Source organism: Mycobacterium sp. NGS34 (assembly GCF_059812845.1).
On sequence record NZ_JCALDM010000003.1, the window covers coordinates 78,787 to 96,526 of the forward strand.

19 protein-coding genes and 1 riboswitch are annotated in these 17,740 nt (G+C 69.6%); of the genes, 8 read left to right on the plus strand and 11 right to left on the minus strand.

All coding sequences use genetic code 11. The features are described 5' to 3' along the window. Nucleotides 1-165 precede the first annotated feature (165 nt). A complete protein-coding gene (locus AC5Y7V_RS09255) occupies nucleotides 166-1,497 on the plus strand; it encodes a DUF349 domain-containing protein (protein WP_499879750.1) in 1,332 nt (443 codons plus the stop codon). Here AC5Y7V_RS09255 and AC5Y7V_RS09260 read toward each other — a convergent pair. Beyond that, nucleotides 1,494-2,108, minus strand: coding sequence for an Rv2732c family membrane protein (locus tag AC5Y7V_RS09260; RefSeq protein ID WP_499879751.1), 615 nt, complete (start codon nucleotides 2,106-2,108; stop codon nucleotides 1,494-1,496). The two genes, AC5Y7V_RS09255 and AC5Y7V_RS09260, sit on opposite strands and share 4 nt — an antisense overlap. Then, on the minus strand, nucleotides 2,096-3,589 hold the full coding sequence (miaB, locus tag AC5Y7V_RS09265; protein ID WP_499880158.1) for a tRNA (N6-isopentenyl adenosine(37)-C2)-methylthiotransferase MiaB: 1,494 nt from the start codon (nucleotides 3,587-3,589) through the stop codon (nucleotides 2,096-2,098). The genes AC5Y7V_RS09260 and miaB overlap by 13 nt, the downstream gene beginning before the upstream one ends. A 180-nt stretch (nucleotides 3,590-3,769) precedes the next feature. Here miaB and AC5Y7V_RS09270 point away from each other — a divergent pair, with 180 nt between their 5' ends. Next, nucleotides 3,770-4,543, plus strand: a complete 774-nt coding sequence (locus AC5Y7V_RS09270; protein WP_499879752.1) for an alpha/beta fold hydrolase — start codon at nucleotides 3,770-3,772, stop codon at nucleotides 4,541-4,543. A gap of 22 nt (nucleotides 4,544-4,565) precedes the next feature. Here the strand turns inward: AC5Y7V_RS09270 and recX are convergent, their stop codons facing one another. Both recX and recA read right to left on the minus strand, forming a co-directional pair. Beyond that, nucleotides 4,566-5,081 carry a recombination regulator RecX gene (gene recX / locus AC5Y7V_RS09275; protein WP_499880159.1) on the minus strand — a complete coding sequence of 172 codons (516 nt, stop codon included), beginning with the start codon at nucleotides 5,079-5,081 and terminating at the stop codon, nucleotides 4,566-4,568. Beyond that, nucleotides 5,053-7,194: an intein-containing recombinase RecA gene (recA, locus tag AC5Y7V_RS09280; protein WP_499879753.1), complete on the minus strand. Its 2,142-nt coding sequence runs from the start codon at nucleotides 7,192-7,194 to the stop codon at nucleotides 5,053-5,055. Before recA ends, recX begins: the two co-directional genes overlap by 29 nt. Nucleotides 7,195-7,359: 165 nt before the next feature. Beyond that, a riboswitch (cobalamin riboswitch) is annotated at nucleotides 7,360-7,490 on the plus strand. Between the two features lie 38 nt (nucleotides 7,491-7,528). Between recA and AC5Y7V_RS09285 the strand changes: the two genes are divergently transcribed. Further along, complete coding sequence (locus AC5Y7V_RS09285) at nucleotides 7,529-8,209, plus strand: (2Fe-2S)-binding protein (protein WP_499879754.1); 681 nt, start codon at nucleotides 7,529-7,531, stop codon at nucleotides 8,207-8,209. On the opposite strand, the gene AC5Y7V_RS09290 is transcribed toward AC5Y7V_RS09285, so the two are convergent. Next, nucleotides 8,200-8,394: a DUF3046 domain-containing protein gene (locus tag AC5Y7V_RS09290; RefSeq protein ID WP_499879755.1), complete on the minus strand. Its 195-nt coding sequence runs from the start codon at nucleotides 8,392-8,394 to the stop codon at nucleotides 8,200-8,202. The two genes, AC5Y7V_RS09285 and AC5Y7V_RS09290, sit on opposite strands and share 10 nt — an antisense overlap. Nucleotides 8,395-8,417: 23 nt before the next feature. Beyond that, entirely contained in the window at nucleotides 8,418-9,584 is a 1,167-nt protein-coding gene (locus AC5Y7V_RS09295; protein ID WP_499879756.1) for a glycosyltransferase, read from the minus strand. A 63-nt stretch (nucleotides 9,585-9,647) separates the two neighbouring features. On the opposite strand from AC5Y7V_RS09295, the gene AC5Y7V_RS09300 reads away from it, so the two are divergent. Continuing rightward, entirely contained in the window at nucleotides 9,648-10,079 is a 432-nt protein-coding gene (locus AC5Y7V_RS09300) for a limonene-1,2-epoxide hydrolase (RefSeq protein WP_499879757.1), read from the plus strand. A 2-nt stretch (nucleotides 10,080-10,081) separates the two neighbouring features. After that, nucleotides 10,082-10,477 (plus strand): DUF5313 domain-containing protein, encoded by a 396-nt coding sequence (locus tag AC5Y7V_RS09305; RefSeq protein ID WP_499879758.1) that lies wholly within the window; start codon nucleotides 10,082-10,084, stop codon nucleotides 10,475-10,477. Here the strand turns inward: AC5Y7V_RS09305 and pspM are convergent. The 4 genes from pspM to pgsA all read right to left on the minus strand — a co-directional run bounded on the left by pspM (nucleotide 10,474) and on the right by pgsA (nucleotide 13,305). Continuing rightward, complete coding sequence (gene pspM / locus AC5Y7V_RS09310) at nucleotides 10,474-11,286, minus strand: phage shock envelope stress response protein PspM (protein WP_499879759.1); 813 nt, start codon at nucleotides 11,284-11,286, stop codon at nucleotides 10,474-10,476. The two genes, AC5Y7V_RS09305 and pspM, sit on opposite strands and share 4 nt — an antisense overlap. A gap of 18 nt (nucleotides 11,287-11,304) precedes the next feature. Further along, on the minus strand, nucleotides 11,305-12,123 hold the full coding sequence (pspA, locus tag AC5Y7V_RS09315; RefSeq protein WP_499879760.1) for a phage shock protein PspA: 819 nt from the start codon (nucleotides 12,121-12,123) through the stop codon (nucleotides 11,305-11,307). Nucleotides 12,124-12,292: 169 nt separating this feature from the next. Next, complete coding sequence (gene clgR, locus AC5Y7V_RS09320; protein ID WP_499879761.1) at nucleotides 12,293-12,631, minus strand: transcriptional regulator ClgR; 339 nt, start codon at nucleotides 12,629-12,631, stop codon at nucleotides 12,293-12,295. 101 nt (nucleotides 12,632-12,732) lie between these two features. Next, nucleotides 12,733-13,305 carry a CDP-diacylglycerol--glycerol-3-phosphate 3-phosphatidyltransferase gene (gene pgsA / locus AC5Y7V_RS09325; protein ID WP_499880160.1) on the minus strand — a complete coding sequence of 191 codons (573 nt, stop codon included), beginning with the start codon at nucleotides 13,303-13,305 and terminating at the stop codon, nucleotides 12,733-12,735. A gap of 83 nt (nucleotides 13,306-13,388) precedes the next feature. On the opposite strand from pgsA, the gene AC5Y7V_RS09330 reads away from it, so the two are divergent. Then, a complete protein-coding gene (locus AC5Y7V_RS09330; protein WP_499879762.1) occupies nucleotides 13,389-13,907 on the plus strand; it encodes an amino-acid N-acetyltransferase in 519 nt (172 codons plus the stop codon). A gap of 65 nt (nucleotides 13,908-13,972) precedes the next feature. On the opposite strand, the gene AC5Y7V_RS09335 is transcribed toward AC5Y7V_RS09330, so the two are convergent. Next, nucleotides 13,973-16,447 (minus strand): DNA translocase FtsK, encoded by a 2,475-nt coding sequence (locus AC5Y7V_RS09335; RefSeq protein WP_499879763.1) that lies wholly within the window; start codon nucleotides 16,445-16,447, stop codon nucleotides 13,973-13,975. Between the two features lie 157 nt (nucleotides 16,448-16,604). Between AC5Y7V_RS09335 and AC5Y7V_RS09340 the strand changes: the two genes are divergently transcribed. Next, complete coding sequence (locus tag AC5Y7V_RS09340) at nucleotides 16,605-16,919, plus strand: putative quinol monooxygenase (protein ID WP_499879764.1); 315 nt, start codon at nucleotides 16,605-16,607, stop codon at nucleotides 16,917-16,919. Then, complete coding sequence (locus AC5Y7V_RS09345) at nucleotides 16,916-17,740, plus strand: mycofactocin-coupled SDR family oxidoreductase (protein WP_499879765.1); 825 nt, start codon at nucleotides 16,916-16,918, stop codon at nucleotides 17,738-17,740. The genes AC5Y7V_RS09340 and AC5Y7V_RS09345 overlap by 4 nt, the downstream gene beginning before the upstream one ends.

A 17,740-nucleotide genomic window follows, 5' to 3' on the forward strand; every position in this document is an offset into this window, starting at 1 on the left:
GCCGACGCGGGCGACGGCCGGGCGACGCCAAAACAGTAGGCGCGCTTCGCCCGCCAAGCTGCTTGAATACTGTTGGAAACGGTCAAAGCGTCAGGGAGCCGCCACGCGCGGCAGGCGCGCGGGACACCACCGCGCGAAGGTTGCAGAAGGGTTGGTGACGAGCGCATGACGTCCGACGAGCCCGGCAGCAACGCCTCACCCAGGCCGGTGCCACGCCCGGGTCCGCGCCCAGGGCCGCGGCCCGTGAGCGCCGGGCCGCGACCCACCCCGGTGGCCGTTCATCCGGCCAGCGATCCGCACCGGTTCGGGCGCGTCGACGACGACGGCACCGTCTGGCTCGTCAGCGCGACCGGCGAGCGCATCGTCGGCTCCTGGCAGGCCGGCGACCGCGAGGCGGCCTTCGCCCACTTCGGCCGGCGCTTCGACGACCTGGCCACCGAGGTCACCCTGATGGAGGAGCGGCTGACGTCGGGCAGCGGGGACGCCCGCAAGATCAGGGCGCACGCGTCCGAGCTCTCCGAGACGTTGCCGACCGCGAGCGTCCTGGGCGACGTCGACGGGCTCGCGGCGCGGTTGGCCGCCCTCGTCGAGCACGCCGAGGTCGCCATCGCCGAGGGCCGCTCGAAGCGCGAGGAGCACCGGGCCGCGCAGACCGCCCGCAAGGAGGCCCTGGCCGCCGAGGCCGAGGACCTGGCCGCCAACGCGACGCAGTGGAAGGCCGCCGGCGACCGGCTGCGCACCATCCTCGACGAGTGGAAGACCATCACCGGCCTGGACCGCAAGGTGGACGACGCGCTGTGGAAGCGCTATTCGGCCGCGCGGGACACCTTCAACCGGCGGCGCGGATCCCATTTCGCCGAGCTGGACCGGGAGCGGTCGGGCGTCCGGCAGTCCAAGGAGCGGCTATGCGAGCGCGCCGAGGAGCTCTCCGATTCGACGGACTGGACCGCCACCAGCGCCGAGTTCCGCAAGCTGCTCACCGAGTGGAAGGCGGCCGGGCGGGCAACCCGGGAAGTCGACGATGCCCTGTGGCGGCGCTTCAAGGCGGCCCAGGACACCTTCTTCACCGCCCGCAACGCCGCGGCGGCGGAAAAGGACGCCGAGTTTCGCGCCAACGCCACCGCCAAGGAGGCGCTGCTGGCCGAGGCGGAAAAGATCGACACCGGCAACGTTGACGCTGCCCGGGCGGCGCTGCGGTCCATCGCCGACAAGTGGGACGCCATCGGAAAGGTGCCGCGGGAACGCTCCGCGGAGCTGGAGCGCCGCCTGCGCGCGGTCGAGAAGAAGGTGCGCGACGCCGGCGACGCGGATTGGTCCGACCCGCAGGCGCAGGCCCGCGCCGAGCAGTTCCGCACCCGCGCCGAGCAGTACGAGCAGCAGGCCCAGAAGGCCGCGGCGGCCGGCCGGACCAAGGAGGCCGACGAGGCCAGGGCCAACGCCGAGCAGTGGCGGCAGTGGGCCGACGCGGCCGCCGAGGCGCTGACGCGCCGGTCCTAGCCCGCGGGCTTCGGCGGCGTCCCGGTGTCGGGGTCGTCGGCTTTGTCGAGGGTGTCCAGCAGGGTCATCGACTGCTGCTCGGCGCCGACCCGGCGCCGCTGCTCCTCGGCGGCCAGGTGCACGATTGTGCGCGCCCAGACCAACCGGGCCCAGTGAAACGTCAACACCATCACGGTGATCCACGCGACGATCAGCCCCACACCCGGGCCGGGATGCCCGGCGGTGACGGTCTGGCGCGACCAGATGGCCAGCAGGCCCGCGCCGCACGCGATCGCCGAGCCCGCCAGCGCGACCCACGCCAGCGCCCAGCGCCGCGTCATCAGCGCCAGCATCGAAAAGCCCACGCCGAACACCAGCACCAGCCAGGCGAACACGCGCGACGGCAGGGCCACCGCGGCGGCGCCGGCGCCGTGGCTGGAGAACAGCACGTCCCAACCGCGCACGTGCCCGGTGTGCGGCAGGATGAACGAGCCCAGCAGCACGAAGACCAGGATCGCGACCACCAAAGCCCTTGGGCCGGGCTCGATCTCGCCAGCAACCCGGCGTTCGGCCGCGTCGATTTCGGTCCGCAGCGCGTCGAGGTCGGTGTGTTCTTTCTTCATCGGGTGCATCCCAGGGGTTCGAGCGGTTCGGGGGCGGGGCCGACGGCCGGCATGCCCAGGCCGATCGTGCGCGGGCGCCGGCCGGCGGCGTGGGCGTCGCCGGCCCGGGTGCGGCGGTGGCCCAGGACGCCGGCGTCGGCGAGCAGGTGGTGCGGCGCGGCCCCGGTGACTTCCGCGGTGACGATGTCGCCGGGGCGGACCTGATCGTTCGACGCGAAGTGCACCAGGCGGCCGTCGCGCGCGCGTCCGGTCATGCGCGCCGTGCGCGCGTCCTTGCGCCCTTCGCCGGTGGCGACCAGCAACTCGACGGTCCGCCCGATCAGCGCGCGGTTGCCCTCCAGCGAAATCTGCTCCTGCACCTCGACCAGCCGCTCGTAGCGTTCCTGCACAACGGCTTTCGGCAGCTGCCCGTCGAACTCGGCGGCGGGAGTGCCGGGCCGCTTGGAGTACTGGAAGGTGAACGCCGCCGCGAAGCGGGCCTGGCGCACGACGTCGAGGGTGGCGGCGAAGTCCTCTTCGGTCTCGCCGGGAAACCCGACGATCAGGTCCGTGGTGATCGCGGCGTGGGGCATGGCCGCCCGCACGCGTTCGATGATGCCCAGGTAGCGATCGGCGCGGTAGGAGCGGCGCATCGCGCGCAGCACCCGGTCGGATCCCGACTGCAGCGGCATGTGCAGGGCCGGGCAGACGTTGGGTGTCTGCGCCATGGCCTCGATGACGTCGTCGGTGAACTCGGCCGGGTGCGGCGAGGTGAACCGCACGCGCTCCAGCCCGTCGATTCGCCCGCAGGCGCGCAGCAACTCGGCGAAGGCGCCGCGATCGCGGGGCAGCGCCGGGTCGGCGAAGGAGACGCCGTAGGCGTTGACGTTCTGGCCCAGCAGGGTGATTTCGAGCACGCCGTCGTCCACCAGCGACTGCACCTCGGCGAGGATGTCGGCCGGGCCGCGGTCGACCTCCTTGCCGCGCAGCGACGGCACGATGCAGAAGGTGCAGGTGTTGTTGCATCCGACGGAGATGGAAACCCAAGCGGCGTAGGCGGATTCGCGGGCGCTCGGCAGCGACGACGGGAACTGCTGCAGCGACTCGGCGATCTCCACCTGCGCCACCTTGTTGTGGCGGGCGCGGTCGAGCAGCGTGGGCAGCGACCCGATGTTGTGCGTGCCGAAGACGACGTCGACCCACGGCGCCTTGCGCAGCAGCGCGTCGCGGTCCTTTTGGGCCAGGCAGCCCCCGACGGCGATCTGCATGTCGGGGTTGCCGCGCTTGCGCGGGGCCAGGTGGCTCAAGTTGCCGTACAGCTTGTTGTCGGCGTTCTCCCGCACGGCGCAGGTGTTGAAGACCACCACGTCGGCGTCGGCACCGTCGGCCGCCCGCCGGTAGCCGGCGGCTTCCAGCAGGCCCGCCAGCCGCTCGGAGTCGTGGACGTTCATCTGGCAGCCGTAGGTGCGCACCTGGTAGGTGCGCGCCCCCGAAACATCTCGGGCCACCATCGAAGTCACGGGGCCATGGTACGGCGGCGCGGGGCCACCGGATTAAACGCGCAGGTCGCCGCGGTCGCCTGCGCAGCGGGGGCCGGGTCGCCACCATGAACCTAGATGTGCCATCTCATGGGATTGGTTACGCGGCTCGTTTCCCCGCATCGGAGCACCCCTGGGTGTCACACTGGCGCGGTGACGGGCCAAAAACCACCGCTGGTACTACTGCACCCGTTCACCAGCTCGGGCCGCATCTGGGACGACTTACGACCGTTGCTGTCAGACCATCACGAGGTGTACACGCCGACTGGCACCGGCCACCGGGGTGGCCGCGCACCGCAACGCAGGCCCGCAACCATCACCGACCTATACGACGATGCCGAGCAGTGGCTTGACGACAACGGCTTGGACCGACCGCACATCGTCGGCAATTCCGGCGGGGGTGCGGCCGCCATCGAGTTGGCCCGTCGCGGGCGGGCCGCCAGCGTCTGCGCAATCTCGCCCGCAGGTTTCTGGTCGCTGAACGACGGTTCTGCAGCACGGGTGACCAGGATGATCCGCCTTGGCGGCATAGCGTTTCGCGTAACATCTCCGATCGCTCCCCTGCTCCTCAAAACGGCGTTGGGTCGGCGAATCACCTTGCGCAACTTCATTTATCACGGCGAACGACTCAGCCCCGACCGTGCGTACCAACTGTTTTTCGAGGATCCACTGGGCTGCGTGATCATGAATGAGGTTGCGCCCGAGGAGATTGCGCCCCTCGATCCGCTGCCCTGCCCCATTACCCTCGCTTGGGCCGAGCACGACCGTTTCGTCCCTGCGAAGCGATACGGCCGCATTGCCCGCCAACGTCTGCCAGGCGCAAGGTGGGCCGACCTTCCCGACACCGGGCACAACGCATTCATCGACGACCCGAAGTTGGTCGCGAGCGTCGTCCTGGAAACCACCGGGGCTGCGGAATCGGCGTAGCCATCGTCCTGAGGCATCATGCCTAGACCCGGCGGCGCTCGCGCTCGGCGGCCAGCTCGGCGAGCACCACCTCGCATGCCAGGTTCTGGCCGTAGCCGCGGCGCGCCAGCATCCCGACCAGTCGGCGGCTCACCCGCTCGTCGTCGTCGCGCAGCGTCTCGCGTCGCAGCTTGGCCCGCACCAGCTGCTCGGCGCGGTCCCGTTCGGCGCCGGCGTCGATCCCGCCCAGCGCGGTGGTGATCACCTCGTTGTCGACGCCCTTGGTGCGCAGCTCGGCGGCCAACGCGCGCCTGCTCTTTCCCGCCCGCACGTGCCGGGACTGCACCCACTGCGCAGCGAAGTCGGCGTCGTCGACCAACCCCACTGCGGCCAGCCGGTCGAGGACCCGCTCCCGCACGTCGTCGGGGTATCCGCGCTTGGCCAACTGACCGGACAGCTCGGCGCGGGTGCGCGATCTCGCGGTGAGCAGGCGCAGGCACAGCGCCCGCGCCTGCTCCTCGCGGGAGGGCTCAGAAGTCGACGGGAGCGGGGAGGACATCGCCAGAGGCGTCATCGGTGACCACCGCACCGATGCCGAGCTTTTCCTTGATCTTCTTCTCGATCTCGTTGGCGATGTCGGCGTTCTCCACCAAGAAGTTTCGGACGTTCTCCTTGCCCTGGCCGAGCTGTTCGCCCTCGTAGGTGAACCAGGAACCGGACTTGCGGATGAAGCCCTGGTCCACGCCCATGTCGATCAGCGAGCCTTCCCGGCTGATGCCCCTGCCGTAGAGGATGTCGAACTCGGCCTGCTTGAACGGCGGCGCCACCTTGTTCTTGACAACCTTGACGCGGGTGCGGTTACCGACCGCGTCGGTGCCGTCCTTGAGCGTCTCGATGCGGCGCACGTCCATGCGCACGGACGCGTAGAACTTCAAAGCCTTCCCACCCGTGGTGGTTTCGGGTGAGTTATGCACCATCACCCCATCAACGAAATAATTGTGGTTGCCCTCGACCTCGATATCGAACCGATTCATTGACCGAGTGTGCGGTTTGACATGCACATCGAGAATTCGGGCTGGTACCAACTGCTGCGTGGGTTCGATGAACTGTGGCGTTACTATCCCCTGACTGCGGAAACGCGGCAACAGCTTGTACTCCATGGACGGTGCCATGCATGGCGCGACCATCTCCTGAAACTTTGCTGTGGCAGCAGTGGAGAACACCAGCACCGCCTTACCAGCTGAGCCAGCGTGCCGCAGACGCACGTCCAAGCCGTACGTATCACAAAGGTAGTCACGCAATCGTGCCCGTGTGCCTTCGCTCATGGCTTCGACGCAAATCTCGATGCGCCCGCTGCCACCTGCCGTACGCTCCTGCAATCCCTTGGAACGCAATGCGAATGAGCCGTCATCCATGTACCAAATAGCCAGTGCAAGTGGTGTTAGCGCCTTGAGATACTCCTCGGACAAGAACTTCTTGCCGTCCCCGAGATAGACCGCGCGCTGTAATTCAGCGAGCTCCGGCAGTGGGGTGAAGTCGACAAAGCTCGCGCCCTTTGCGTTCTCTCGCACCGAATGCCGAATGTTGCCCATTAATGCGGTCTTCCACTGCAGGTACTCCGACTGCTTGGCGCCGTGTCCCAGACGGAAACGGACCCCATTGCGATCGCGTCGGTTGGATGAGAGGTTCCCGTCACCCATCAGCGATCCCAATACCACCTGGAACTGCTGATCGCTGAGCAGATGGGGTTCGGTGGCCAGCACTCGGTCGCCTGCAATGAGATCACCGGCTTCTGTCCAGCCGCCCGGTGTGCGAATGAGGTGGTTGGGCGTCGCAGCGAATTGCGACTTGCCGTTACCACTGGACTTCTCGACTGTGAACTGGAGGAACTGTTCCGCTGGCCCATTGTTGAACCAGCTCACAACCTTGCGAGGCACAACCTGGTCCGTCTCCGGGTCGTAGGACAGCACCTCGACGTCCATCTTGTTGTTGACTATCTTGCCGATCTTTTCGGTGGTGCCATCTGCAAGAGTCACACGGGTCGAATAGTTCATGCACCCAAACATCACGCCGATCTTCTCGCGGAGCTGGTTGATGAAGATTGCGGTGGTTCCCGAGTTGTTGAGCGCGCCGGTCATTTTCCGCAGCGCCTGGCTCATCAGCCGGGCCTGCAGGCCGACATGGCTGTCGCCCATCTCGCCTTCGAGCTCCGCGCGCGGCACCAGCGCGGCCACCGAGTCGATGACCAGGATGTCCAGCGCGCCGGAGCGGATCAGCATGTCGGCGATCTCCAGGGCCTGCTCCCCGGTGTCGGGCTGGCTGACCAGCAGCGAATCGGTGTCGACGCCGAGCTTCTTGGCGTAATCCGGGTCCAGCGCGTGCTCGGCGTCGATGAACGCCGCGACGCCGCCGGCGGCCTGGGCGTTTGCCACGGCGTGCAGCGCGACGGTGGTCTTACCCGAGGATTCCGGGCCGTAGATCTCCACCACCCGGCCCCGGGGCAGGCCGCCGATGCCCAGGGCCACGTCCAGTGCGATGGATCCGGTCGGGATGATCGAGATCGGTTGACGCGTCTCGTCGCCGAGACGCATCACCGAACCTTTGCCGTAGCTCTTCTCGATCTGGGCCATCGCCAGCTCGAGGGCCTTCTCACGGTCGGGGGCTTGCGCCATGATGCCTCTTCCTATCGTCGGTGTGTCGGTGACCGGTATCGGTCGGTTGGCCGTGACCCTAGGCGCGGGGTCCGACAAGTCTCCGAACGCTCACCACAGTAGCCGAACACGTGTTCGATTCAAGGAGACACGCCGGGCACGGCGAACGGCGTGTGGCAACATTTGCTACCGACAGGCGCTGACGGGGCCTCAACCAGAGGAAACCGGTGTGAATCCGGTGCGGTCCCGCCACTGTGATCGGGGACGGACACGTCCTAACCCGAGAGCCAGACACTCACCGTCAGCGCTTCCTCACGACACTGGGGCGGATTTCCCCAGAGAGGGTTGGTTGCGCATGGACATTTCTGCCGAGCTGGCCGAAATATCTTCGTACAAAAGGTTTTTCACGTTCACGGTCGGTGGCGACGCGGCCGGGTGGCATCCGGTCCGGCAGTCCTACGCCGACGGTTTCGCCGATCTGATCGACGCCACCGCCCGGCGTTACCACACGTCGGACCTGCGGATCGCCGCCTCGCTGGTGCACCTCGGCCACGCCACCCGGTTGTGGTCGCCGGTGCTGGCGTGCGCACTGGGCCACGGCGTCGTCCCGGACCTCAAGCACCTGCAGCGCGCCGACGACGGGGCGCAACTGCGCATCCCGGAACCCGTTGGCCGGGCGGTGGACCGCCCGTCGGCGAAGTCGCTGTACCGCGTGGTGGTCAAAGGGCACATGAACCCGTTCGCCGCGGGACTGCGCGTCAAGCTGGCTCCTGCCCTGCTGGCCGGCAACATCGCGTCGGCGCTGGTCGGGGCGTCCCGGGCGCTGCTCGTCGCGCGCCCGGACCTGCGGCCCGCGATCGTCGCGATGACCGAATCCCTACTGGACACCGGCATGCTGGCCGGTTCCGGCGTGATCACCGGCTCGCATCTGGGCTTCCGGCGTCGCAGCTGTTGCCTGTTCTATCGCGTTCCCGGGAGATCGGTCTGCGGCGACTGCGTGTTTCGCCGTGACGCACGAAAGCACACTCACCACTGATCGCGCGGCACGTCGAAGTCGACGCACAGGGCGCGCCAGACGTCGCGCGGGTCGACCCCGTCCTCGATCGCCTGGGCGGCGGTGCGGCCGCCGAACCCGGTCAGCACGTGGTCCACCAGCACCGACGCGCCGTAGGTGGACCCGAACCGCAACACAACCCGCTCGTTGAACTCCGTCAGCCGCACGCCCGCCAACATACCCAGGGCCGCTACCGGGCAAGCGCCAGCGCCTGGTGGCACACCCGCACCGGGTCGGCAACGTCGGCGGCACCGGCGGCGGCCTGCCCCGCGGCCTCGCGGTAGCCGGGCGACGAGAGCACCTCGCCGACCGCGGCGACCAGCGCGTCGGCGGTCAGCGGCCGGATCAGCCGCCCGCTGCCCTGGCGCGCCACCCGGTTGGCCATCTCCCACTGGTCCCCGCCGCCGGGGACGACGACCAGCGGCACGCCGGCCAGCAGCGTCTTGGCCACGATCCCGTGACCGCCGCCGCAGATCATCAGGTCGGCGTGCGCCAACAGGTCCGACTGGCGCCCCAGCCCGGCCACCGCGTACGGCGGCAGCGTCAGCTCCGCCCCGCCCAGCCGCGAGACCACCAGGCGCGATCCCGCCGGCAGCGTCTCCCCGGGTATCAGGCACTCCAGCGCGGTTTCGGCCAGGCCCGACGTGCCGGTCGAGGCGGTCGACGGCGCGATGGCCACCACCGGCCCGGCGCCCGGCGGGATCTCGAGCACCCGGTCGGTGGGCTCGAAGTGCAACGGCCCGACGACGACGGCCTCGTCCGGCCAGTCCGGGCGCGGTACCTCCAGCGCGGGCAGCGTGGCGATGAGGCGGCGCAGCGGGCCGGGGTCGACGGCGGGCAGCCCGATCTCGAGCCGGGCGGCGGCGCGCTGCTTGATGCCGGCGCGCCACGACCGCCCCGTCAGCGCCCGCATGGTGACGTCGCGCAACCGGCCGCGGAAGCCGGTGCCGGGCGCCAGCCCGCTGCCGATCGGCGGCAGCCCCTTCGACGGCAGGTACAGCGGGTGCGGGTTGAGCTCGATCCAGCGGATCCCCAACAGCTCGGCGGCCATCCCGCCGCCCGCGGTGATGACGTCCGACACCACCAGGTCGGGCGCTAGGTCGCGCAGCGCCGGGACGTTGAGCACGGCCATGCGCGCCGCGCGCCGGTGGATTCGGGCCCCGGCGTCGAGGTCCTCGTCGGTGGCGGTCAGCCCGTCCAACTCGACGGCGTCGACGCCGGCCGCGCGGGCGGCGCCGGTCCATTCCGCGCCGGTGAACAGGACGGGCTCGTCGCCCGCCTCGGCGAAGCGTTGGCACAGCGCGATCGCGGGGAACGAGTGCCCGGGGTCCGGCCCGGCAACGACGGCGATGCGCATCGACCCCACCCTGCCACAGCGCCGGGCCGCCACGCATAACCGCGGTCGAATAGGCTGGCGGCCATGACCGAGCTGACTGACACAGGCGTCGCGAACACCCGCACGGTCGAGGGTTTCCTGAACGCGCTACAAGATTCGGACCTACAGGCCGCCGAGGCCGCGCTGGACGACAACCTCGTCTACGAGAACGTCGGCCTGCCGACGATCCGCGGCCGCGCCCGGGCGATCAAGCTGTTCCGCGCGATGGAGGGCCGCGGGGCGTTCGAGGTCAAGATCCACCGCATCGCCGCCGACGGCGCCGCGGTGCTCACCGAACGCACCGACGCGCTGATCGTCGGCCCGCTGCGGCTGCAGTTCTGGGTCTGCGGCGTGTTCGAGGTGCACGACGGCCGAATCACGCTGTGGCGGGACTACTTCGACTTCTTCGACATGTTCAAGGCGACGCTGCGTGGCGTGGCGGGGCTGGTCGTGCCCTCGCTGAAGGCGTCGTTCTGACGGTGGGCGACGACAAGGCCCGCACCAAGCCGAACGCGTGGCAAATGGTTCGGTATTGCGCCGGGGGGCGGCTGCCCGATTCGATGCGCGACTGGGTGCGAAACGACTTGGCCGGCAAGGGCGCAACCCGCCGGATGATGCTCCGCGTCGCGGTTCCGGCCGTCCTGGTGCTGGCGCCGTTCTGGTTGATCCCGACGACGCTGGACGTCCACCTGAGCATGACGCTGCCGATTCTCATTCCGTTCGTGTACTTTTCGCACGCGCTCAACAAGGTGTGGCGCCGTCACATGCTGGCGGTGCACGGCCTGGACCCCGAGCTCGTCGACGAGCTGGCCCGCAAGCGCGACGCCCACATCCACCAGGCGTACATCGACCGCTACGGCCCGCGACCCGACTAGCGCCGGGGCAAACCGCCCAGCTCGTCGAAGGCCTGCGCCCACCCGAGCAGGCGATCGGTCGCGCCCACCAGCTCGTCGCGGTAGCGCTGCCGCGTCGGGGCGGCCCCCGTGTCGCCGTTCGCGGATGACACCAATTGCGCAGCGGCGGTGACCATTTCGTTGTACTGGCGCACGCCGGCACTCAGCTGCGCGGTGTAGGCGTTGATGGTGGGCGCCAGGTACGGCTGCGACGACTCGGCGTACTGCGCCGCCCGCTCCATCGACACCACCTCGGCCGCGGTGGCCGCCATCGCCGCCGACGTCTTGCGGGCCGCGGCGGTCAGATCACCGATCTCGTCGGCCGGCAGCATGGCGCCGCGCTCGATCACCCCCAGCAGCGAGAAGAACCCCCGCTCGGACGCGCCCAGCGCGTACATCGCGGGCCGGGCGGCGGAACCGGGCGGCGGCAGCCGGCGGGTGTTGGCGGGCCGCTGCGCCGGCAGCGGCTCCGCGCGCAGCCAGCGGTAGCGGAGCAACAGCAGCGTCGCCGGGATCGCCAGCACCACCGCGATGGCGCCGGTGATCTGCAGCAGCAACACGAACCAGCCCCACGCCGCCAGCACCCCGGTCACCACGATCCAAAACAGGCAGCCGACGCCGAAGATCACGCCCCAGCGCAGCGCCCGGCGGCGGCGACGCAGCAGCCGGGCCCGCGGATCGGCTGCGGCGCTGATCTTTTGGGCCACGAAGCCGGAAAGGTCGGCGGCGGTGTCCAATCCGCGCTGCACCACCGCCCGCCATGGCGCGCGCTGAGTCGCTTTCACCGCCATCGCGAACCCCCCGCGGCGTTACTGACCAAAAGGTTTCTCGGCGACCTGGCCGCCGGCGGTCTCGGCGGGCGCCGGGGTGGCCCCAGCGGCCGGCGTCCCACCCGCCGGCAGGGCGTCGCCGCGCATCGACGCGCGGATCTGCTCGAGCCGGGAATGGCCGGCCATCTGGACGCCGGCCTGCTCGACCTCGAGCATGCGGCCCTGCACCGACCCCTGGGCGAGTTCGGCCGACCCGATCGCGTTGGCGTAGCGGCGTTCGATCTTCTCGCGGACCTCGTCGAGGTTCGGCGTGGTGCCGGGTGCGGCGATCTCGCTCATCGACCGCAGCGACGCGCTGACCTGCTCCTGCATCTTGGCCTGCTCGAGCTGGCTGAGCAGCTTGGTGCGCTCGGCGATCTTCTGCTGCAGGACCATCGAGTTCTGTTCGACGGCCTTCTTGGCCTGGGCCGCGGCGGACAGCGCCTGGTCGTGCAGCGTCTTGAGGTCTTCGACGCTCTGCTCGGCGGTCACCAGCTGCGCCGCGAACGCCTCGGCGGCGTTGTTGTACTCGGTGGCCTTGGCGGCATCGCCCGCGGCGGTGGCCTGGTCGGCCAGCGTCAGCGCCTGGCGCACGTTGACCTGCAGCTTCTCGATGTCCGCCAGCTGCCGGTTGAGCCGCATCTCGAGCTGGCGCTGGTTGCCGATCACCTGGGCCGCCTGCTGGGTCAGCGCCTGGTGCTGGCGCTGCGCCTCCTCGATGGCCTGCTGGATCTGCACTTTGGGGTCGGCGTGCTCGTCAATCTTGGCGTTGAACAGCGCCATCAGGTATTTCCACGCCTTGACGAACGGATTGGCCATCAGTCAGCTCCACCTTCGCTTCTCGTATGCCGGGCAAGCGCCCTGCCGCTCAATTTAGTGGGTCGGCGACGTTCGCCCCACCCCTGACGCGGGATCGGGCGAACCGGGCGCTCAGGATCGATTGCCCGGTTCCTTAACTCGCGCCGTTCCGGCGCTCGACGTCACCGGGCTAGGCCACGGCCAGCGAGGCCACCGGCGGAATGACGACCTTGGTGCTGGCGTCGATGGTGGTGCCGCCCGCGGCGGCGGTCGCCGCGCTGAGGGCCGCGCGTTCCTCGCTCGCCATCCGCTCCCCCGCGCCGGTCAGGACCGCCGACAGCGGGACTTCAAGCGCGTCGCAGATCGCGTTGAGCAGCTCGCTGGACGGCTCCTTGCGGCCGCGCTCCACCTCCGACAGGTATCCGAGGCTCACCCGCGCCGAATCAGACACCTCCCGCAGCGTGCGGCCCTGCGACGTCCTGGCCCGGCGCAACACGTCGCCGATGACCTCGCGCATCAATGGCGGCATCCCGCCCTCCTTCGTCCAGTCAGCCCTGCCCGGCACGCAAAAAGACCCATTCGGCAGGCGCTCATAAGGGTCAACGCGGGCGGGGGTGGCCTGGTTCCCGTTCAGCCGGTCGTCTGGCGAACTCGCCTGACCGTCCTGATCGTCCCGGCCACGTAGTCGATGCCGGTGATCACCGTGAGCACGATCGCGATGCCCATCACCACGGCCGCCGCCACCCGGAACGGCCCCGTCAGCGGGAGCACGAACAGGCCGATCGCCAGCGCCTGGACCACCGTCTTGAGCTTGCCGCCCCAGCTCGCCGGGATGACGCCGCGGCGGATCACGGCCAGCCGCAGCAGCGTGACCGCCACCTCGCGGGCCATGATCACCACCGTCACCCACCACGGCAGGTCGCCCAGCATCGACAGCGCGATCAGCGCCGACCCGATCAGGGCCTTGTCCGCGATCGGATCGACGAACGCGCCGAACTCCGTCGCCATCCCGTAGTTGCGGGCCAGCAGGCCGTCGAACCGGTCGGTCAGGCAGGCGACGGCGAAAATCACGAAAGCGACTATGCGCCAGACGATTTGGTGGCCGTCCCCGGTGAACAACGCGAACAGGAAAATGGGAACCAGCACCAGCCGCAGCAGGGTCAGGACGTTGGCGAGGTTGGCGATGCGGGCACGGCCAGCCATTCCGGACGTTTCAGGCTGTGCCGACACGGCATAAGAATAGCGGTTGACCAGCGCGCCCTTCGCCGTCGCCGATACTGTTACCCGTGACCGAAAGCTCACGCGACCGCCTGCCCGTGGTCCGGCGCGCGCGAACGTCGGACGTTCCCGCGATCAAACACCTCGTCGACACCTACGCCGGGCGCATCCTGCTGGAAAAGAACCTGGTGACGCTGTACGAGGCGGTCCAGGAGTTCTGGGTGGCCGAAGACCCCGCGGGCAAGGTGGTCGGCTGCGGGGCGCTGCACGTGCTGTGGTCGGACCTCGGCGAGATCCGCACGGTCGCCGTGGACCCGGCGGTGACCGGCCAGGGCATCGGCCACGCGATCGTCGACCGACTGCTGCAGGTCGCCCGCGAGCTGCAGCTGGAGCGGCTGTTCGTGCTGACCTTCGAGACCGAGTTCTTCGGCCGGCACGGGTTCACCGAGATCGAGGGCACGCCCGTCACCGCCGAGGTGTACGAGGAGATGTGCCGCTCCTACGACATCGGTGTCGCCGAGTTCCTGGACCTGAGCTACGTCAAACCCAACATCCTTGGCAACTCCCGGATGCTACTGGTCCTTTAGCCCCGCGAGCAGACGCAGAATCGCACAAAACGGGCCGTCCCAGTGCGATTCTGCGTCTGCTCGCGCTACTCGGGTTCGCCGCCGTCGGCGTCGGCGCCGCCGCGAATCAGGGCCAGCGTTCCCGCCAGCTCGTCCGGCTTGATCAGCACGTCACGCGCCTTGGAGCCCTCGGACGGCCCGACGATGCCGCGGGTCTCCATCAGGTCCATCAGCCGGCCGGCCTTGGCGAAGCCGACGCGCAGCTTGCGCTGCAGCATCGAGGTGGAGCCGAACTGGCTGGACACCACCAGCTCGACGGCCTGCAGGAACAGGTCCATGTCGTCGCCGATGTCGGGGTCGACGTCGGTGCGCTCGCTGGTGGTCTTGGCGGTGGTGACGCCCTCGGTGTATTCGGGTTCGGCCTGGTCCTTGCAGGCGCTGACGACGGCATGGATCTCGTCGTCGGTGATGAAGGCACCCTGCAGCCGGACCGTCTTGTTGGCTCCCATCGGCAGGAACAGGGCGTCACCCATGCCGATCAGCTTCTCCGCGCCGGCCTGGTCCAGGATCACCCGGCTGTCGGTGAGCGACGACGTCGCGAACGCCAGCCGGGACGGCACGTTGGTCTTGATCAGGCCGGTGACGACGTCAACGGACGGGCGCTGGGTGGCCAGCACCAGGTGGATGCCCGCGGCGCGGGCCTTCTGGGTGATCCGCACAATGGCGTCCTCGACGTCGCGCGGCGCGGTCATCATCAGGTCGGCCAGCTCGTCGACGATCGCCACGACGTACGGGTAGGGCCGGTATTCGCGCTGGCTGCCCAGCGGGGCGGTGATCGCGCCGGAGCGCACCTTCGCGTTGAAGTCGTCGATGTGGCGCACCCGCGAGGCCTGCATGTCCTGGTAGCGCTGCTCCATCTCCTCGACCAGCCACGCCAGCGCGGCCGCCGCCTTCTTCGGCTGGGTGATGATCGGGGTGATCAGGTGCGGAATGCCTTCGTACGGCGTGAGTTCCACCATCTTCGGGTCGATCAGGATCATCCTGACCTCCTCGGGGGTGGCCCGGGTCAGCAGCGACACCAGCATCGAGTTCACGAAGCTGGACTTGCCGGATCCGGTGGAGCCGGCGACCAGCAGGTGCGGCATCTTGGCCAGGTTGGCCGAGATCATCTCGCCCTCGATGTCCTTGCCGAGGCCGATCACCAGCGGGTGGTGGTCGCGGCGCGTCGACGGATCGGTGAGCACGTCGGCCAGCCGCACCATCTCCCGGTCGGTGTTGGGCACCTCGATCCCGACGGCGGACTTGCCGGGGATCGGGGCCAGCATCCGGACGCTCTCGGTGGCCACCGCGTAGGCGATGTTCTTCTGCAGCGCGGTGATCTTCTCCACCTTCACGCCGGGGCCCAGCTCGACCTCGTAGCGGGTGACGGTGGGTCCGCGGGTGCAGCCGGTGACCGCGGCGTCCACCTTGAACTGGTTGAGCACCTCGCTGATCGCGTCGGCCATCAGGTTGTTGGCGGCGCTGCGCTTCTTGGGCGGGTCACCGGCGATCAGCAGGCTCAGCGCCGGCAGCGTGTAGGGCCCCTCGACCACCCGGTCCACGACCAGCGGTTCCGGCTTCTTGGTGCGACGACGGCTCCGCCCGGGTTCGGGGATGGTGGGCGTGTCGTCCGCGATCGGCTCGTCGGGGGCCGGCGCGGCGGCGGCCGACGGCCACGCCTGCGGCTCCGGTTCGGGGGACTCGTCGTAGTAGCCGTCGGAGAAGTCGTCGCGGGGCTCGTCGTCGAACTCGTCCGCGTAGTCGTAGGCGACGTCGTCGTCGCCGAGCAACCGGCCGCCGAACATGCCGCGCACCACGTCGGGCACCTCGCGGATCGTGGTGCCGGTCAGCAACAGCAGCCCGAACATGAAGCCGATGAACAGCAGCGGCGCCGCGATGAAGGGCGTCAACCCGTCCGAAAGCGGCCCGCCGATCGCGAAACCGATGAAACCCGCCGCGCGGCGGCGCAATTCGGGGTCTTCCGGCGAACCGGACCACAGGTGGCGCAGGCCAAGCGCCGAGAGGGCCAGCAGGCTGCCGCCCAGGATGAGCCGCGGCCGGGCGTCGGGGTTGGGCTGGGTGCGCATCAGCGTCACCGCCACCGCGGCCGCGACCACCGGCAGCGCCAGCACGCCCGAGCCGATGAAGGTCCGCAGCAGCGTGTCGACCCACGCGCCGAGGGGCCGGGCGGCGTGGAACCAGGAGCTCGCGGCGACCACGACGGAGACGCCGAGCAGCACCAGCGCGATCCCGTCGCGGCGGTGTCCGGGATCGATGTCGCGGGCCCGCCCGATGGAGCGCGCCGCGCCGCCGGTGCCCCGGGCCGCCATCAGCCAGGTGGCGCGCATGGCGCGGCCGCAGGTCAGCCCCGTGGCGACCAGCAGCGAGGAGTTGCGGCGTTTGGCGGGCCTGCCGGCCTTCTTGCGGGGCGCCGCCGGGCGCGCGCTTCGTGACCTCCCCCGCGAAGTGGCCTTTGACCTGCTCGTTCGGGCTCCGGAGCGGGCGGCGGTCTTACTTGGCATGAGGCCCAGGGTAGTCGCAAATGCCTCATCTACACCACCCGCCACACTGGTAACCGCCGCCCGGCCGGGGATGCGCGGAATCGGTCGTGGGTAGGGTGGCTGGCGGTGACGTACGTCATGCCGTCACCCACCCCTCAAGTGCCCAGGAGGCCCTAGCATGCCCGTCGTCGTCGTCGCCACCCTGACCGTCAAACCCGAATCGGTCGACACCGTCCGCGACATCCTGACCAGCGCGGTCGCCGAAGTGCACGAGGAGCCCGGCTGCCAGCTGTACTCGCTGCACCAGGCCGGCGAGACCTTCGTCTTCGTCGAGCAGTGGGCCGACGACGAGGCGCTCAAGACGCACAGCACCGCCCCGGCGATCACCAAGTTGTTCACGGCCGCCGGCGAGCACCTCGCCGGGGCGCCGGACATCAAGATGCTGCAGCCGGTTCCCGCGGGCGACCCGCAGAAGGGGCAGCTGCGCGCGTGAGTGGTCCCGGCCCGCTGCAAGGAAAAGTCGCGCTGATCACCGGGGCCGCCCGCGGCCAGGGCCGCGCGCACGCGGTCCGGCTGGGCTCCGAGGGCGCGGACATCATCGCCGTCGACCTGTGCGAGCAGATCGCCAGCGTGCCCTATCCCCTGGCCTCCTCCGAGGACCTGGCGGCCACCGTCAAGCTCGTCGAGGACACCGGCGCCCGCATCGTGGCCAAGCAGGCCGATGTCCGCGACCGCGAATCGCTTTCGGCCGCGGTGCGGGCGGGCATCGACGAGTTCGGCCGGCTGGACATCGTCGTGGCCAACGCCGGGATCGCCCCGATGGCCTCCGGCGACGACGGCTGGCGCGACGTCATCGACGTCAACCTCACCGGCGTCTACAACACGATCAAGGTCGCGATACCGACCATGGTCAAGCAGGGCGGCGGCGGGTCGATCGTGCTGATCAGTTCGGCCGCCGGGCTGGCCGGGGTGGGCAGTCCCGACGCCGGCTCCGTCGGCTACGCGGCCGCCAAGCACGGCGTGGTCGGGTTGATGCGCGTGTACGCGAATCTGCTTGCGGGCCAGAACATCCGGGTGAACTCGATCCACCCGACCGGCGTCGAAACCCCGATGATCAACAACGAGTTCACCCGGGAGTGGCTCGCCAAGATGGCCGCCCAGACCGACCAGCCGCGCAGCCTGGGCAACGCGCTGCCGGTGGAGGTGCTGCAGGCCGAGGACATCGCCAACGCGGTGGCCTGGCTGGTGTCCGACCAGGCCCGCTACATCACCGGCGTCACGCTGCCCGTCGATGCGGGCTTCTTGAACAAGTAG

What these genes read in the sequence shown, in the direction of transcription:
- AC5Y7V_RS09255 (WP_499879750.1), top strand. Translation starts at nt 166, where the DNA reads ATGACGTCCGACGAGCCCGGCAGCAACGCCTCACCCAGGCCGGTGCCA.
- AC5Y7V_RS09260 (WP_499879751.1), bottom strand. Translation starts at nt 2,108, where the DNA reads ATGCACCCGATGAAGAAAGAACACACCGACCTCGACGCGCTGCGGACC.
- miaB (WP_499880158.1), bottom strand. Translation starts at nt 3,589, where the DNA reads ATGGTGGCCCGAGATGTTTCGGGGGCGCGCACCTACCAGGTGCGCACC.
- recX (WP_499880159.1), bottom strand. Translation starts at nt 5,081, where the DNA reads ATGTCCTCCCCGCTCCCGTCGACTTCTGAGCCCTCCCGCGAGGAGCAG.
- recA (WP_499879753.1), bottom strand. Translation starts at nt 7,194, where the DNA reads ATGGCGCAAGCCCCCGACCGTGAGAAGGCCCTCGAGCTGGCGATGGCC.
- AC5Y7V_RS09285 (WP_499879754.1), top strand. Translation starts at nt 7,529, where the DNA reads ATGGACATTTCTGCCGAGCTGGCCGAAATATCTTCGTACAAAAGGTTT.
- AC5Y7V_RS09295 (WP_499879756.1), bottom strand. Translation starts at nt 9,584, where the DNA reads ATGCGCATCGCCGTCGTTGCCGGGCCGGACCCCGGGCACTCGTTCCCC.
- AC5Y7V_RS09300 (WP_499879757.1), top strand. Translation starts at nt 9,648, where the DNA reads ATGACCGAGCTGACTGACACAGGCGTCGCGAACACCCGCACGGTCGAG.
- pspM (WP_499879759.1), bottom strand. Translation starts at nt 11,286, where the DNA reads ATGGCGGTGAAAGCGACTCAGCGCGCGCCATGGCGGGCGGTGGTGCAG.
- pspA (WP_499879760.1), bottom strand. Translation starts at nt 12,123, where the DNA reads ATGGCCAATCCGTTCGTCAAGGCGTGGAAATACCTGATGGCGCTGTTC.
- clgR (WP_499879761.1), bottom strand. Translation starts at nt 12,631, where the DNA reads ATGCCGCCATTGATGCGCGAGGTCATCGGCGACGTGTTGCGCCGGGCC.
- pgsA (WP_499880160.1), bottom strand. Translation starts at nt 13,305, where the DNA reads ATGGCTGGCCGTGCCCGCATCGCCAACCTCGCCAACGTCCTGACCCTG.
- AC5Y7V_RS09335 (WP_499879763.1), bottom strand. Translation starts at nt 16,447, where the DNA reads ATGCCAAGTAAGACCGCCGCCCGCTCCGGAGCCCGAACGAGCAGGTCA.
- AC5Y7V_RS09340 (WP_499879764.1), top strand. Translation starts at nt 16,605, where the DNA reads ATGCCCGTCGTCGTCGTCGCCACCCTGACCGTCAAACCCGAATCGGTC.